14 protein-coding genes and 1 tRNA gene are annotated in these 13,547 nt (G+C 55.9%); 7 read left to right on the top strand and 8 right to left on the bottom strand.

Annotation, left to right across the window (positions count from 1 at the left end; translation table 11 throughout):
• Positions 1-99 precede the first annotated feature (99 nt).
• Both CA832_RS03640 and rseP read right to left on the bottom strand, forming a co-directional pair.
• Positions 100-173 (bottom strand) — tRNA-Asn (locus CA832_RS03640).
• Between the two features lie 91 nt (positions 174-264).
• Positions 265-1,608 carry an RIP metalloprotease RseP gene (gene rseP / locus CA832_RS03635; protein ID WP_088340187.1) on the bottom strand — a complete coding sequence of 448 codons (1,344 nt, stop codon included), beginning with the start codon at positions 1,606-1,608 and terminating at the stop codon, positions 265-267.
• Between the two features lie 163 nt (positions 1,609-1,771).
• On the opposite strand from rseP, the gene CA832_RS03630 reads away from it, so the two are divergent.
• The 4 genes from CA832_RS03630 (at position 1,772) to CA832_RS03615 (ending at position 5,110) form a co-directional block, all read left to right on the top strand.
• Positions 1,772-2,446, top strand: coding sequence for an SCO family protein (locus tag CA832_RS03630; protein WP_088340186.1), 675 nt, complete (start codon positions 1,772-1,774; stop codon positions 2,444-2,446).
• Positions 2,447-2,527: 81 nt separating this feature from the next.
• Entirely contained in the window at positions 2,528-2,767 is a 240-nt protein-coding gene (locus CA832_RS03625) for a FeoA family protein (protein WP_088340185.1), read from the top strand.
• Positions 2,760-4,979 (top strand): ferrous iron transport protein B, encoded by a 2,220-nt coding sequence (gene feoB, locus CA832_RS03620; RefSeq protein ID WP_088340184.1) that lies wholly within the window; start codon positions 2,760-2,762, stop codon positions 4,977-4,979. The genes CA832_RS03625 and feoB overlap by 8 nt, the downstream gene beginning before the upstream one ends.
• A 2-nt stretch (positions 4,980-4,981) precedes the next feature.
• On the top strand, positions 4,982-5,110 hold the full coding sequence (locus tag CA832_RS03615; RefSeq protein WP_088340183.1) for a FeoB-associated Cys-rich membrane protein: 129 nt from the start codon (positions 4,982-4,984) through the stop codon (positions 5,108-5,110).
• On the opposite strand, the gene CA832_RS03610 is transcribed toward CA832_RS03615, so the two are convergent.
• A complete protein-coding gene (locus CA832_RS03610) occupies positions 5,111-5,503 on the bottom strand; it encodes a DUF423 domain-containing protein (protein ID WP_088340182.1) in 393 nt (130 codons plus the stop codon).
• Between the two features lie 87 nt (positions 5,504-5,590).
• Between CA832_RS03610 and CA832_RS03605 the strand changes: the two genes are divergently transcribed.
• Positions 5,591-6,004, top strand: a complete 414-nt coding sequence (locus CA832_RS03605) for a TonB-dependent receptor (RefSeq protein WP_088340181.1) — start codon at positions 5,591-5,593, stop codon at positions 6,002-6,004.
• A gap of 9 nt (positions 6,005-6,013) precedes the next feature.
• Here the strand turns inward: CA832_RS03605 and CA832_RS03600 are convergent, their stop codons facing one another.
• Genes CA832_RS03600 through CA832_RS03590 form a run of 3 tightly spaced genes read right to left on the bottom strand, consistent with a single transcriptional unit; the run spans position 6,014 to position 8,938 of the window.
• Positions 6,014-6,427 carry a DUF2141 domain-containing protein gene (locus tag CA832_RS03600; protein ID WP_088340180.1) on the bottom strand — a complete coding sequence of 138 codons (414 nt, stop codon included), beginning with the start codon at positions 6,425-6,427 and terminating at the stop codon, positions 6,014-6,016.
• 40 nt (positions 6,428-6,467) lie between these two features.
• Positions 6,468-6,899 (bottom strand): hypothetical protein, encoded by a 432-nt coding sequence (locus tag CA832_RS03595; protein ID WP_088340179.1) that lies wholly within the window; start codon positions 6,897-6,899, stop codon positions 6,468-6,470.
• Positions 6,899-8,938 (bottom strand): S9 family peptidase, encoded by a 2,040-nt coding sequence (locus tag CA832_RS03590; protein ID WP_088340178.1) that lies wholly within the window; start codon positions 8,936-8,938, stop codon positions 6,899-6,901. Before CA832_RS03590 ends, CA832_RS03595 begins: the two co-directional genes overlap by 1 nt.
• Positions 8,939-9,112: 174 nt before the next feature.
• On the opposite strand from CA832_RS03590, the gene CA832_RS03585 reads away from it, so the two are divergent.
• Positions 9,113-9,634, top strand: a complete 522-nt coding sequence (locus tag CA832_RS03585) for a DinB family protein (RefSeq protein ID WP_088340177.1) — start codon at positions 9,113-9,115, stop codon at positions 9,632-9,634.
• A gap of 33 nt (positions 9,635-9,667) precedes the next feature.
• Here the strand turns inward: CA832_RS03585 and CA832_RS03580 are convergent, their stop codons facing one another.
• Positions 9,668-10,483: a ZIP family metal transporter gene (locus CA832_RS03580; protein ID WP_198944436.1), complete on the bottom strand. Its 816-nt coding sequence runs from the start codon at positions 10,481-10,483 to the stop codon at positions 9,668-9,670.
• Positions 10,484-10,485: 2 nt separating this feature from the next.
• Positions 10,486-11,142, bottom strand: a complete 657-nt coding sequence (locus tag CA832_RS03575) for a metal-dependent transcriptional regulator (protein WP_088340175.1) — start codon at positions 11,140-11,142, stop codon at positions 10,486-10,488.
• A gap of 82 nt (positions 11,143-11,224) precedes the next feature.
• On the opposite strand from CA832_RS03575, the gene CA832_RS03570 reads away from it, so the two are divergent.
• A complete protein-coding gene (locus CA832_RS03570; RefSeq protein ID WP_088340174.1) occupies positions 11,225-13,501 on the top strand; it encodes a TonB-dependent receptor in 2,277 nt (758 codons plus the stop codon).
• Positions 13,502-13,547: the final 46 nt, after the last annotated feature.

Here is a 13,547-nt window from a genome sequence, read left to right as displayed (position 1 = left end):
AAAGGTCCGGTGGACCTTTGATAGTGAGGCGCGAGATGGCGCGTTGGCTCGAGACCAAGAGAAATAAAAAAGGCCGGTGAATACCGGCCTATGTTGCAGCTCCCCCTCTTGGGCTCGAACCAAGGACCCTCTGATTAACAGTCAGATGCTCTAACCAACTGAGCTAAGGAGGAATAGGTCTCAAAACAAGGTTTTAAAACCGTATTTTGAGGACGCAAATATAAGAGTTTCTCAATAATACCCCAATAAAAAATCGGGGAAGTTTTAATTCGTCAGGGCCTTGTAAATATCGTTCCCGTTGGCGAAGAGGATAAGGGCAATCAGCAGGAAAAAGCCCACCATCTGCGCGTATTCCATAAACTTGTCGCTGGGCTTGCGCCCCGAGATCATCTCGTACAGGAGGAACATGACATGCCCCCCGTCCAGGGCCGGGATGGGCAGCAGGTTCAGTACGGCCAGCATGATGGACAAAAAGGCCGTAATATTCCAAAAGCCCTGCCAGCTCCAGAAATCCGGGAAGATGTCGAAGATGGCCTTAAACCCGCCAACGCCTTTGTAGGCACCGGTACTCGGGGTAAAAATCTTCTTCAGTTGCAGCCAGTAGCCCGCAATCTGGGAACCGAACTTGCGCGTCCCCACCGCAAAGCTCTCAAAGAAGCCGTATTCTTTAATAACGGTATCGAAATAGCCCAGTTCTGTATACCGCGCTATGGACCCCCCGTTAAAGACTCCGATCTTGCCTTCGCTGTTCACCTGCAATTCCAGGTCTACCGGAGCGCCGTCGCGCTCCACCTGTACCGGTACACTTTGGCCGCGGTATTGTTTCAGGACCTCGGCCATCTGATCGAAATAGGCCACCTGCTGGCCGCCAACCCGGCGGACCCAATCGCCCTTTTTCAGGCCGGCCCCGGCATTCTGGGAAGAGTCCGGTACCGAATGGACAATAAAGGGCAGCCGCAGTTCAAAAAGGCTGATATCTTCCCCCGTGGAGAGCTGGCCGAGGAAGTCCTCGGGAAGGGTGAGGGTCTGCTCCTGCCCGTCCCGCTCAATGGTGATCTGTTCGGCCGTAATCAGGTTCCGCCGTAAATCGTCGTAATTGTCATAGCGCTCCCCGTCTATGGCGACCAGGTTGTCTCCGGTTCTGACCCCCATTTCCAGAAGGACAGGGTTGGTTACCTGATAGCCCCCTTTGATGCTGGAGGTCGATATGTAGGCATCGCCGTAGAACCAGGAGGCAAAGATGTAGATCAGCAGGGCAACCAGGAAGTTCACGGTAACCCCTCCCAGCATGATGATAAGCCGCTGCCAGGCCGGCTTGGATCGGAATTCCCATGGTTCGGGCGGGCCGGACATCTGCTCGGTGTCCATGCTCTCGTCTATCATCCCGGCAATCTTCACATAACCCCCCAGGGGCAGCCACCCGATACCGTACACGGTTTCCCCGATCTTCTTTTTGAAGAGGGAATACTTTATATCGAAAAACAGGTAGAATTTCTCTACCCGGGTCTTGAAGAGTTTGGCGGGTACAAAATGCCCGAGCTCGTGCAGGACGATGAGCAGGGACAAGCTCAAAAGGAATTGTAGGGCCTGAATAAGGATGGGCGACATAGGCGCTGGGCTGTTTTGAAAACGCACAAAACTACATCATTAGGCCCGCTTTTAAAAAACTATTCGACCCCGGGTACCATCTTTAAGAAAGATTTAGCAGCGCAAGGCCCCATTGGGTTGAAGGGATGGGTGCGGTTGCGTACCTTTGCAAAAACCCTGAGCCGTGCGGTCTTTTTTCGCGAAATACAAGATTTTTGGCCTGACCATGCTCCTGATTTCGGCCGTTATTATCGTGCTGTTTTACAGGGCGCTCCAGCCTAAAAAAACCCTCCCCATATATCAGCCGGCAGACTTTAACCCGGAACTGGTAGACGCCGAGATCAGCCATGTGAAGAAATACCACACGGTGGCGGATTTTTCACTGGTCAACCAGAACGGCGACACCATTACCCAACAGGACTATGCCGGCAAGATTTACATTGCCGATTTCTTCTTTACAACCTGCCCTACCATCTGCCCTACCATGACCCAGAATATGGCCTATATTCAAAGCCAGATCCTGGATGACCCGGAGGTGCTTCTATTGTCCCATTCGGTGACGCCGGGGATCGACTCGGTACCCCGCCTGAAGGCCTACGCCCTGGAAAAGGGGGTGGTCGATGCGAAGTGGAACCTGGTTACCGGGGATAAAAAACAGATCTACGACCTGGCACGCCGGTCTTACATGGCCGTGAAAACCGATGGGGACGGAGGGCCCTTCGATATGATCCACACCGAGAACTTTATCCTGGTAGACCAGCAGAGGCGTATCCGGGGCACCTATGACGGCACCAACCGGGAAGATATGGACCGGTTGCTGGAGGACCTCGCCATCCTGAAGGCCGCCGCCCTGGATTGAGTCAAGTTTTTGGGATTTGGGCCTGCCGAATCGGGTTTTTCGCTTATTTTTGTCATTGCTTATAATCAATCTAAATAAGAATTGAGGTTCACTGTCGCCCATCTGAAACGCGGGGAGCGGGGTATTATCAAGTCCTTCGACCAGGACATCCTGCCCATCAAGCTCCTGGAATTGGGCTGCCTCCCCGGCAACGAAGTGGAACTCATTCAGGAAGCGCCCCTGCGCGACCCCCTCTACATCAACGTAAGCGGTTCGCATATCGCCATCCGGCGGACAGTTGCCCTCCAAATCGAAATTGAACCCATCCAAGGGCATGAGTAAGGATATCAAGGTTGCCTTAATCGGAAATCCCAATACCGGGAAGACCTCGGTTTTCAACCGCCTTACGGGACTGAACCAGAAAGTGGGCAACTACCCGGGCATAACCGTGGAGAAAAAGCAGGGCATCTGCCGGCTCTCCAGAGGGAAGAAAGCGCATATCGTAGACCTCCCGGGCACCTACAGCCTCAACACCACCTCCCTGGACGAGAGTGTGGCCGTGGAGTTGCTGCTCAACCGCAATGCCCCGGATTTCCCGGACCTGGTAGTGGTGGTCAGCGATGTGGAGAACCTCAAGCGCAACCTGCTGCTCTTTACCCAGATCAAGGACCTGCGGCTCCCGGCCGTACTGGTGATCAATATGGCAGACCGCATGAAGCGCAAAGGCATCAGCCTGGACGTGGCTGCCCTGGAGAAAAAACTGCAAACGCGCATAGCCCTGGTGAGTACCCGGAAAAATACCGGGATCGAAACCCTCAAGCAGATCATTGAGGAGTACCGCTGCCTTTCCTGCCAGCCCACCATCGATATAAAGACTATAGACCCGGAGTATTTCCAGCGGCTGGGCAAGGCGTTCCCCAACGAGGACCTGTACAAACTCTGGGTGGTCATTACCCAGGATGTAAACTTTACCCCCCTGCAGAAAAAACTCCCGGGAGGGGAAAAGAGTTTTGAGATCAAATCCCGGCAGGAACTCAAAAAACTGCAGCACAAGGAGACCATCAAACGTTACCAGTTTATAAATGAAATCCTGAAGGAAAGCTATGCCGTAGACCTGAAGGCTGCACGCGGGCTGCGCGCCTCCATAGACAGGGTCCTGACCCACCGCATATTCGGATACCTGATCTTTTTTGTGATCCTTCTTACCATCTTCCAGGCCATTTTCGACTGGAGCAGCGTCCCCATGGATGCTATCGACGCCTTTTTTGCCTCGGCCAGCGAATGGGTGAAAGGGGCGCTTCCCGAGGGCATCCTCACCAACCTGATTGCGGAAGGGATCATTGCGGGGATAGGCGGGATTGTGATTTTCATTCCGCAGATTGCCTTCCTGTTTCTCTTTATCTCCATCCTGGAGGAATCCGGGTACATGAGCCGGGTGGTTTTCCTGATGGACCGCCTGATGCGCCCCTTCGGCCTGAGCGGCAAGAGTGTGGTGCCCCTTATCTCCGGCACGGCCTGCGCCATCCCGGCGGTCATGGCCACCCGGAACATCGAAAGCTGGAAAGAGCGGCTCATCACCATCCTGGTAACCCCGTTTATGACGTGTTCGGCCCGCCTTCCGGTATACCTCATCATCATTTCCCTGGTAATCCCCCAGGGGCGTTTCCTGGGGCTCAGCTTCCAGGCCCTTGCCCTTATGATGCTCTACCTGTTGGGCTTTATGGCGGCCATGGTTTCTGCCTGGGCCCTGAACCGCATCCTAAAGATCCCCACCCGTCGCTTCTTTATGGTGGAGATGCCCAACTATAAACTTCCGCTTTGGAAGAATGTCTTCTACACCGTGGTGGAAAAGACCAAGAGCTTTGTATACGGGGCGGGTAAGATCATCCTGGCTATTTCCATAGTCCTCTGGTTCCTGGGCTCTACCGGCTTCACGGAGGATTACAACAATGCGGAAACCATTGTTTCGGACCGGGTGGCCGGACAAGGGTACACGCAGTACAGCAAAAACTATATCGCTAGCAACCTGGAAGCCTACGAGTCTGCCCTCGAGGCGGAAACCACAGATGCTTCCCGCATAGCGGATTCTCTCGAAGCAAGGCGGGGGGACCTCGAGGCCCGTGCCCTGAGCCAGGAGATTGCCAGCTACCGCCTGGAGCATTCCATCATCGGGAATATGGGCAAGTTTATAGAGCCCCTGGTACAACCCCTGGGATACGATTGGAAGATTGGGATTGCCGTAATTACCTCCTTCGCAGCCCGGGAAGTCTTTGTAGGCACCCTGGCCACTATTTACAGTGTGGGCAGCGACGAGGAAGAGACCATTAAAAACCGGATGGCGGCGGAGATCAACGAAGAAAAGGGAGAACCTCTTTTTAACCTGGCCTCCGGGGTGTCGCTCCTGTTGTTCTATGCCTTTGCCATGCAGTGTATGAGTACCCTGGCCATTGTGAAACGGGAAACGAACAGCTGGAAATGGCCGCTGTTGCAACTGGCCTTTATGAGCACCTTTGCCTATCTGACGGCGTTAGCGGCCTATCAAATCCTGGCATAACCATGGAAGTCTGGCAACACATCATCGCCTACCTGGCCCTTGGGGCAGCCGTCTTCTACCTGGCCCGTAAATTCTTTTTCCCTTCCAAGCCTTCGAAGGGCTGCGGTCCGGACGACTGCGACTGCCACTAATCAGAATAAGGGGGCAAAAAATACATACCCCAACAGGAGCCACCCAATGGCCATCAGCAGCCCTCCCAGGGGTGTTAGGGGGATAAGCACCTTCCATTTCCGCCCCTTGTGCCCGCTGTAGACCAGGCCGTAGATGGAACCTGAAAAGAGCAGGACCCCCAGGATAAGTACCCTCACCACCCAGGTTTCCACCGGGGTGGTAAAACTGAGGTTAAAGGCCACAACAAGCAGCAACAGGGCATGGAGAAACTGGTAACGCACGGCTGTCTCGAAATTTTGCAGGCGTTCTTCAGTAAGCTTCCCTTTTAAGCGATGGGCCCCAAAGGCCCCCAGGATGACCCCGGAAAACCCAAAGAGTACGGCAAAGAACTGGGCCAGTAGGATGGTTTCCATAGGATTTGATTTGTACAGCGTTAAAGTTAATGCGAAACCGGGAGCTTTAGAGGGGTTTGCGTATCTTTCATAAAAATCGAACCCGGCATGAAAACACTACGCATCCCCGGCCTTCTGCTCCTGGCCGGCCTCACGCTGCTCTCCTGTGGCAGCTCCAAAACCACCAGTGCCGACGGGGTATCCGTGCAAGAGCAACTCGACCGGAAAAACAGCAACGTAATCCCCCTGCTTACTCGGATCCGGCGCTTGCCCGGGGTGGCCCTGGAAAATGGGGTGCCCGTCTTTGTGAAAAGCAACAACGCCCTGCAGTCCGGGCGCGTTGGGGAGCCCCTGTACGTCGTAGACGGGCTTATCATGGGCAATTCGTACCGGCAGGTAAAGGACGTGGTTAACCCGGTGGACGTGGAAAGTGTTAAAGGCCTCAGCGGGGCTGAAGCCTCCTTTTACGGCAGCCGGGGCGCAGCCGGGGTCATTGTGATTACCACCCGGAAAGGGGCCTAACCGGAAGCCTTACTCCAGGGGGACCTGGATGATCATATCCTTTTGCAGCTTCAAAACGCAATCCCTGTACCTGGGAGGGCCAAAGGTGCGCGTTCGGGCATTGGAAAACCCGTAGGGCTCCTTGGGCACCCCGATCCAATTGGTATCCAACCGTTCATTGGAGTTGCGGTCGTGGAATATGGCCAGGGCGTACTCCCCGGCCGGCAAGTCTGAAATAGACACTTTCGTGGTCCCCTTTACCGCCTTAACGCTGTCTGTGAAGTATACCTCCCCTTCGTCCAGAAAAGTAGCCTCGCTGTTGTAGACCGCCACCTGGATGAGGCCTTCGGAGGAGTCCACCCCCTCTACCTGGATTTCCAAGGTGTTCTGAGCTGCGGACAACAGGGGTGCCAATAGCAGGATGAGGAGGCAAAGGACTCTCATAGTGGGTTCCGTTTGGGGGCAAAAATAATACTTCCCCTCATCATTGGGATGTGGTTTCCGGGCCGATCCTATCCTGCAACCATTGGTACAGCGCTGCCGTTTCGGTAGAGTCCTTCAGATTGAGGTAGAGTTCCAGGGAATCCCGGTAAACCAGGTGGATTTTCGGGCGACGCAAATCGTCGACAAGTACCAGAACGGGCCGCTCGGGCCGGAGGGAATCCACGAATTTTCCCTTCTCCATGGCCCAGGCCGAAAACCCGTGTTCCCGCTCCATCTGAGGAAGGCGCGCCACCCATTCCAGGGAGCCAATCCCATCTACAGGCAGGTCGGCGACATAAATACCGGAAAGGACCTGGAGCCGATCGGCTTTCAGACGTTTCCAGTTCCGGGAATGGGCCAGGAGGGCCACCAGGCACAACGCCACACTCAGCAGCAGGACCAGGTTCCAGAACCAATGCCGTTTTCTGCGCATTATTCGCCGTTTTTATCGGTGCGGTACTTGTCCAGCCAGGCCACGGTGTGGGCAATCTTGCTGATCAGGTTGCTGGGCCGGCTGGCGATGCCATGGCTGGCCCCGGGGATTTCCACCAAAGCGGTTTCGATTTTCCGGAGTTTCAGGGCATGGTACAACTGCTTGGCCTCGCTCGGGGGGGTGCGCAAATCGTCCATCCCCACCATGACCATGGTCGGGGTCTGGATATTGGCCACCAGGGAGAGGGGGGAAAAACTCCAGTACGCCTCAAAATTCTCCCACGGTTGTCCCGGGAACCGGGTATCGGCGTAGTAGAAATAATTGTCTGCCACCAGGGTTTTACTGATCCAGTTTACTACGGGTTTGGCCACCACGGCGGCCTCAAAGCGGTTGTTCTTGCCAACCATCCAAGCGGTCATTATCCCCCCGGCACTGCCGCCGGTCACAAAAAGCTGGTCTTCGTGGGCAATCCCTTTTCGGATACAGGCATCCACCCCGTCCATAACGTCCTGGTAGTCTTCTCCGGGATAGTTGTGGTACAGCAGGTTTCCGAATTCCTCCCCGTAACTGGTACTGCCCCTGGGGTTGGGGTAAAACACAATATACCCGGCCGAGGCATACAATTGCATCTCGGCGGAAAACCGGTCCCCATAGTTTGAAATGGGCCCACCGTGGTTTTCCACCAGGAAGGGGTATTTCCGGGACGGGTCATACCCGGGCGGATAAACCACCCACCCCTGTATCCGTCGGCCGTCGAAAGTGGATTCGTACCAGAGTTCCTCCACCTGCCCCAATTCGCGGTAATCCAGAAGTCCTGCACTTAGGCGGGTAATGCGGCGCGCCCCCTGCCCGGCCTTGTCTACAACGGCCAGGTCCGAAGGATGCTCGGGCCGGGTTGTGGTATAGGACAGTTTCCCGTTCTGTGATACGCTGAAAGAACCTCCTCCGTAGGGCCTCCCAATAGAAGTTCCCCCCACGTTGCCGGCCAGCTCGGTAACCTTACCGTCCAGGCTCACGTACCCGATCTTAGTATTCCCATTGTTGTCGTACGTGAAATAAAGGCCTTTGCCGCGGGAATCCCAGGCAATGTCGGAAACGCTGCGGTCCAGGTCCGGCGTCAGGACGCGTTTCTCGGAACCGTCGGGGCGCATCAGGCGGAGTTCGGTGACCTGGTAGGTCTGGGTTTTGTCGGTATAGCCAGTATAGGCTACCAGGCTGCCATCCGGGGATACCGCGGGCCCGGAATCCGGCCCCGGGCTGGTGGTCAGTTGCCGGTAGCTGCCATCCCGGGTGGAGACGGCATATACTTCCCTGTTACGGAAGTCGTATTCCCAGTCTTCGTTGCGGTTGCCCGAAAAGTAGATTTCCGAGCCGTCTGCGGACCAGGAAAGGCTGCCCCGGTGGTGGAAATCGCCGGATGAAATCTGTCGGTAGGCCCCACCTTCCGAAGGCATCACAAAGATATGGCTGAACCCGGTGGGAATGTACCCGCGCCCGTCTGCCTCGTGATACAACCGGTCGGTAACCCGGGCCTCTCCTGCCCACTTCGCACCCTTGGGTGCCTTGGGCATTTTGGCCAGGACCGGGGGCGCCTTGGGCACCATCATGGTAAAGGCCAGGTGGCGTCCGTCTGCAGACCAACTGAGGGATGCAGGGCTCTCCGGTAATTGCGAAAGGCGTGCCACCCTCCCGGTAGCCCTCCAGTACATATAGACTTCCGATCCCTCCTCGGTACCCCGGACAAAGGCAAGGCGATCTCCGGAGGGCGACCAGCGCGGGGAGGACTCACTGCCCTCCAGGGGAGTAAGTTTCTGGTGGGAAGTCCCATCGGCATTGATGGTCCATAGGTCTCCTGTGGCGCGGTCCTTCTGGATGTCGAAACGCATCCTCCGGTACACGATCTGGGAACCATCAGGGTTTATCTGCGGGTCCGAGGCGTACTGGAGCTGGAACACATCCAGATATTCGAAGGGGGTCTTCTGACCCTGAAGGGGTAGTGCTGCCACAAAGGCGATCAAGGCGATGAGAACGTTGCGCATAGGGATTCGTTTTACAATTCCTAAAAATACGTTTTCTACCCCTAATTCCGGACAAATACGTCCATGGATGGCCCGATCCTGGAGCCCCAGGGGGAAATGTTGGGAATTAAATGTTATTTTTAAATGATTCCCCCGACCGACTCCGTATCGACTACAACCTTAAAACCTCAGAAAATGAAAAAAGTACTCGTATTGTGTTTGGGACTCGTCACCTTTGGTGCCTGGTCTCAGGAAGCCGTGGTGGTGCCCAGCATCAGCGGTATGCTCGAACAAACCCAGGGGAATATCGTAGCCCTGGCAGAAGCCTTCAGTGAAGACCAGATGAACTGGAGGCCGGCCGAAGGCGTTCGTTCCGTGGGCGAAACCATCCTGCACACGGCTGCCGCCAACTATTACATCGCCATGAAGATGGGCTATACCCTGCCGGAAGGGGTGGATATCATGACCATGGAGTCCATCCAGGGCAAAGAGGCCATAATTGATACCTTCAAACAATCCAGTGCCTTTATCAAGGAAAAAATGGCCATGGTAGAAGCCGGAACCTTTGGCGATGAAGTGGACCTAGGCTTTGCCAAGCCAAACCGCCTGTCTTCCCTGCTGATTATCCTGGAACACAACGGGGAACACAAAGGGCAGTTAATCGCCTATGCAAGGTCTAACGGGGTGGTACCCCCCTGGAGCCAGGGTGGGCAGTAATAACATGAAACCGGCCGGCTGGCCGGTTTTTTTTTATCCCAGGCCCACATCCAGGGTCATCATGATGATAAACCCGCCAATAAAGCCCAGGGTGGCGATATCGGTAAACTTGTCGAGCTGGGTTTCCGGGATAACCTCCTCCACCACCACGAAAATCATGGCGCCGGCCGCAAAGGCTAGGGCATAGGGAAGGATGGGCTGGAAGGTGAGCACCGCCCATGCCCCCAGGACCCCAGCAATGGGTTCCACGATAGCCGAAGCCTGCCCGTACATCCAGCTTTTCCTGCGGCTCAGGCCAAAGCGCCTGAGCGGCATGGCCACAGCAAACCCCTCGGGAAAGTTCTGAAGCCCGATCCCCAGGGCAAGGGCTGCCGCCCCGCCAATGGAAGCTCCTTCGAACCCGGCGGCCACTCCTCCGAAGAGGACCCCTACGGCCAACCCTTCCGGGATGTTGTGAAGGGTAATGGCCAGGGTAAGCAGGGTTGTCCGCCGCCAAGGGGTTTGTAACCCTTCGCTTTCCTTAAAGTTGATGTGGAGGTGGGGCAGAATTTTGTCCAGGCCAAAAATAAACAAGGCCCCAAGCAGGAAGCCCACTGCGGAGGGGATCACTTTGACAAAGCCCTCCCCGGGGCTCATCTCGATTCCCGGGGCCAGCAGGCTCCAGAAACTGGCAGCGACCATTACCCCCCCGGTAAACCCGAGCATCCCGTCCAGCACGGCCCGGTTCATGGTCTTGAAGAAAAATACCAGCCCGGCCCCGGCAGCCGTAAGGCCCCAGGTGAACAGGGTGGCATAAAGGGCGGCCAGGATGGGGTTGATGGATTCCAGGTAGTTTATAACAGCGTCCATAATCAGCGGTTGGGTTTTACAAAGAGGTTGGAGGCAATCTGATGGGAAATCTGCAGGTCCTGCCCGCCCAGACGGATGGCCATGGAGTCGTCGAATTCTTCTTTGGCCGTCACCGATATCTCACTGCCAAGGGCGATCCCGTATTTGTCCAGGAAACGCAGGAAAGGGGATGATGAATCCTTGACCCCTATACAGACTCCGGTATCCCCCGGGCGCAGAGAGGAGAGCAAACGCTTTTCCCTGGCCTTGAATTTTCCGTCCTTATCCGGGATCGGGTCCCCATGGGGGTCAAAATCCGGATAGTCCAAATGGGCATCCAAACGGTCTATGAGCTGTTCGCTCTTAATGTGCTCCAGCTGCTCGGCCACCTCGTGGACCTCATCCCAGGAAAAGTCGAGTTTCTCCACCAGGAAAACCTCCCATAGCCGGTGTTTCCGGATCACCTTCAGGGCACTTTGGGCACCGGATTCAGTCAGGGAGACCCCTTTGTACCGCTGGTAGTCTACCAGCCCCTTCTCTGCAAGGCGTTTGAGCATATCGGTTACCGAAGAGGGCTTGGTTTCCATGTGTTCGGCAATGGCATTAGTTGCAACGGATTGCTGCCCGGCATGGCTCAGGTGGTAGATCCCTTTCAGGTAATTTTCTTCGGATTGCGTCATGACCTGTTGTAGTGGTATCAAAAATACATTTTTATTTATAAAAACATATTTTTAGCTTTGTCTAAATTTATTTTACAGTCTAATGCAATTATGGCGTAGCCTCATCATATTCCTGCTCCCGCTGGTCGCACTGGCACAGCAGACTGCAGTTTCCGGGACCATCCTGGACGAGACCGGGCTACCCCTACCCCTCGCCCATGTAACTGTAATAGGACAGCAGGCGGGAACTACCACAGATTTGGAAGGCAACTATCTGCTGGAGAGCCTCCCCCCGGGAACGCATACGCTTCGGGTTACAGCCATGGGGTACCGCCCCGGAATTTCGGAGTTTCGGTTGCAGCCGGGTGAGACCGCCCGCCTGGACCTACACCTGGAGCCCGCCGTGGAACAACTCAGCGAAACGGTGGTAACCGGCACCATGAAAGCGGTAAACCGGACGGATACCCCGGTCCCTGTAGAGGTCTACAGCCCTACTTTTTTTAAGCGGAACCCCACCGCCAATATTTTCGAGGGGTTGCAAAACGTAAATGGGGTACGGCCCCAGATAAACTGCAACGTCTGCAATACAGGGGATATCCATATCAACGGCCTGGAGGGGCCCTACACCCTGGTACTTATCGATGGGATGCCCATTGTGAGCGGTCTGGGCACGGTCTATGGCCTCAGCGGTATCCCGAACAGCCTCATTGAACAGGTGGAAATTGTAAAGGGACCCGCTTCCAGCCTGTATGGGAGCGAGGCCGTTGGCGGGCTCATCAACGTGATCACCAAAGCCCCTCTCGGGGCACCGGAGTTCTTCTCGGACGGCTTTGTAACCGGATGGGGCGAATACAACCTCGATGCCGGGGGAAAGATCCGGGTAAGTCCCAAATCAGACCTCCTATTGGGTGTCAATTACTTCAATTACGATGTCCCCATAGACAACAACGGGGACAATTTTACGGATGTGACCCTACAGGAACGGATTTCCATCTTCCAGAAATGGCAGGTAAAACGTCCGCAAAACCGCGTTTTACAATGGGCCGGCCGGTTCTTTTACGAAGACCGGTGGGGGGGAGAAATGCAGTGGACACCTGCCAACCGGGGCGGGGACCAGGTCTATGGGGAAAGTATTTACACCCGAAGGTGGGAAGTGCTGGCCCGGTACCAGCTGCCCACGGAGGAACCCCTTATGCTGGCGGTGAGCTACAACGACCACGACCAGAATTCCGTATACGGGGATACCCCGTACCTGGCCCAGCAACGCATCGGCTTCGGGCAGCTCACCTGGGACAAAACCGCAGGCAGGCACGATTTGCTGGCGGGCCTGGCCCTGCGCTACACGTATTACGACGACAACACCCCGGCAACGGCCAATGGGGGGGAAAACAATCCGGACCAGGTCTGGCTACCCGGCATTTTTGTCCAGGACGAGTGGAAGTTCAGCCCCCGTCATTCCCTCCTGTCGGGCCTCCGATACGATTACGACCGGCGCCACGGGTCCGTGGTGACCCCCAGGGTGGCATACCGCTGGAAAACCTCTGAATTCGGGGTACTTCGCCTTAACGCAGGTACCGGCTTCCGGGTGGTTAACCTCTTTACCGAAGACCATGCCGCCCTTACCGGGGCCCGGGACGTGATCATCGAGGAGGACCTGCAACCCGAGCGCTCCTGGAACGCCAACCTGAACTACCTTCAGAAATTCTACACCCGCAGCGGGCACTTCTTTGCCCTGGACGCCTCGGCGTTTTACACCCGCTTTACCAACGCCATTATCCCGGACTACGACAGCAACCCGGATGAAATCCGGTACCGGAACCTGGATGGCAAAGCCGTTTCCATGGGGCTGAGTGCCAACCTGGAGATGGCCCATGCCAGCGGGCTGAGGGTGAGCCTCGGGGCAACCCTTCAGGATGTCAGCAATACGCAGAATGGCCAAAGACAACGGCAAATCCTGACCGAAAACTTTATGGGGACCTGGAGTGTGGGGTATGAAATCCGAGCCCTAAGGCTGGCCGTGGACTATACTGGCAACCTGTACGGGCCCATGCGGCTCCCCCTGCTCGGTGAACTGGACCCCCGGCGGGAATTCAGTCCCGTCTGGAGCCTGCAGAATATCCAGCTCACCTACAAGGGCCTGGGGGGCTTCCAGCTCTACGGGGGGGTGAAAAACCTGCTGGACTGGACCCCCAACCGGGGTAATCCCTTTATCATAGCCCGGGCCAGCGACCCTTTTGACCGTAACGTGACCTTCAATGCCTCGGGAGACCCGGTGGCAACCCCGGATAACCCTTATGCCCTGACCTTCGACCCTTCCTATGTTTACGGGCCCAACCAGGGTATCAGGGCTTTTATAGGCCTCCGGTACCAGGTAGACTAGGTCGTTTCCACCACCCGAATTCGTACCTTTAGCACTTCCCCGACCT

It is taken from the genome of Robiginitalea sediminis, from assembly GCF_002198115.1.
Lineage (GTDB): Bacteria > Bacteroidota > Bacteroidia > Flavobacteriales > Flavobacteriaceae > Robiginitalea > Robiginitalea sediminis.
Note: the sequence above shows the minus strand (reverse complement) of the source record. Positions and strands in the feature narration are given on the sequence as shown.

Excerpts from the sequence above, each read along its gene's own strand:
- rseP (WP_088340187.1), bottom strand. The coding sequence starts at position 1,608 with ATGTCGCCCATCCTTATTCAGGCCCTACAATTCCTTTTGAGCTTGTCC.
- feoB (WP_088340184.1), top strand. The coding sequence starts at position 2,760 with ATGAGTAAGGATATCAAGGTTGCCTTAATCGGAAATCCCAATACCGGG.
- CA832_RS03615 (WP_088340183.1), top strand. The coding sequence starts at position 4,982 with ATGGAAGTCTGGCAACACATCATCGCCTACCTGGCCCTTGGGGCAGCC.
- CA832_RS03610 (WP_088340182.1), bottom strand. The coding sequence starts at position 5,503 with ATGGAAACCATCCTACTGGCCCAGTTCTTTGCCGTACTCTTTGGGTTT.
- CA832_RS03605 (WP_088340181.1), top strand. The coding sequence starts at position 5,591 with ATGAAAACACTACGCATCCCCGGCCTTCTGCTCCTGGCCGGCCTCACG.
- CA832_RS03600 (WP_088340180.1), bottom strand. The coding sequence starts at position 6,427 with ATGAGAGTCCTTTGCCTCCTCATCCTGCTATTGGCACCCCTGTTGTCC.
- CA832_RS03595 (WP_088340179.1), bottom strand. The coding sequence starts at position 6,899 with ATGCGCAGAAAACGGCATTGGTTCTGGAACCTGGTCCTGCTGCTGAGT.
- CA832_RS03590 (WP_088340178.1), bottom strand. The coding sequence starts at position 8,938 with ATGCGCAACGTTCTCATCGCCTTGATCGCCTTTGTGGCAGCACTACCC.
- CA832_RS03585 (WP_088340177.1), top strand. The coding sequence starts at position 9,113 with ATGAAAAAAGTACTCGTATTGTGTTTGGGACTCGTCACCTTTGGTGCC.
- CA832_RS03580 (WP_198944436.1), bottom strand. The coding sequence starts at position 10,483 with ATGGACGCTGTTATAAACTACCTGGAATCCATCAACCCCATCCTGGCC.
- CA832_RS03575 (WP_088340175.1), bottom strand. The coding sequence starts at position 11,142 with ATGACGCAATCCGAAGAAAATTACCTGAAAGGGATCTACCACCTGAGC.
- CA832_RS03570 (WP_088340174.1), top strand. The coding sequence starts at position 11,225 with ATGCAATTATGGCGTAGCCTCATCATATTCCTGCTCCCGCTGGTCGCA.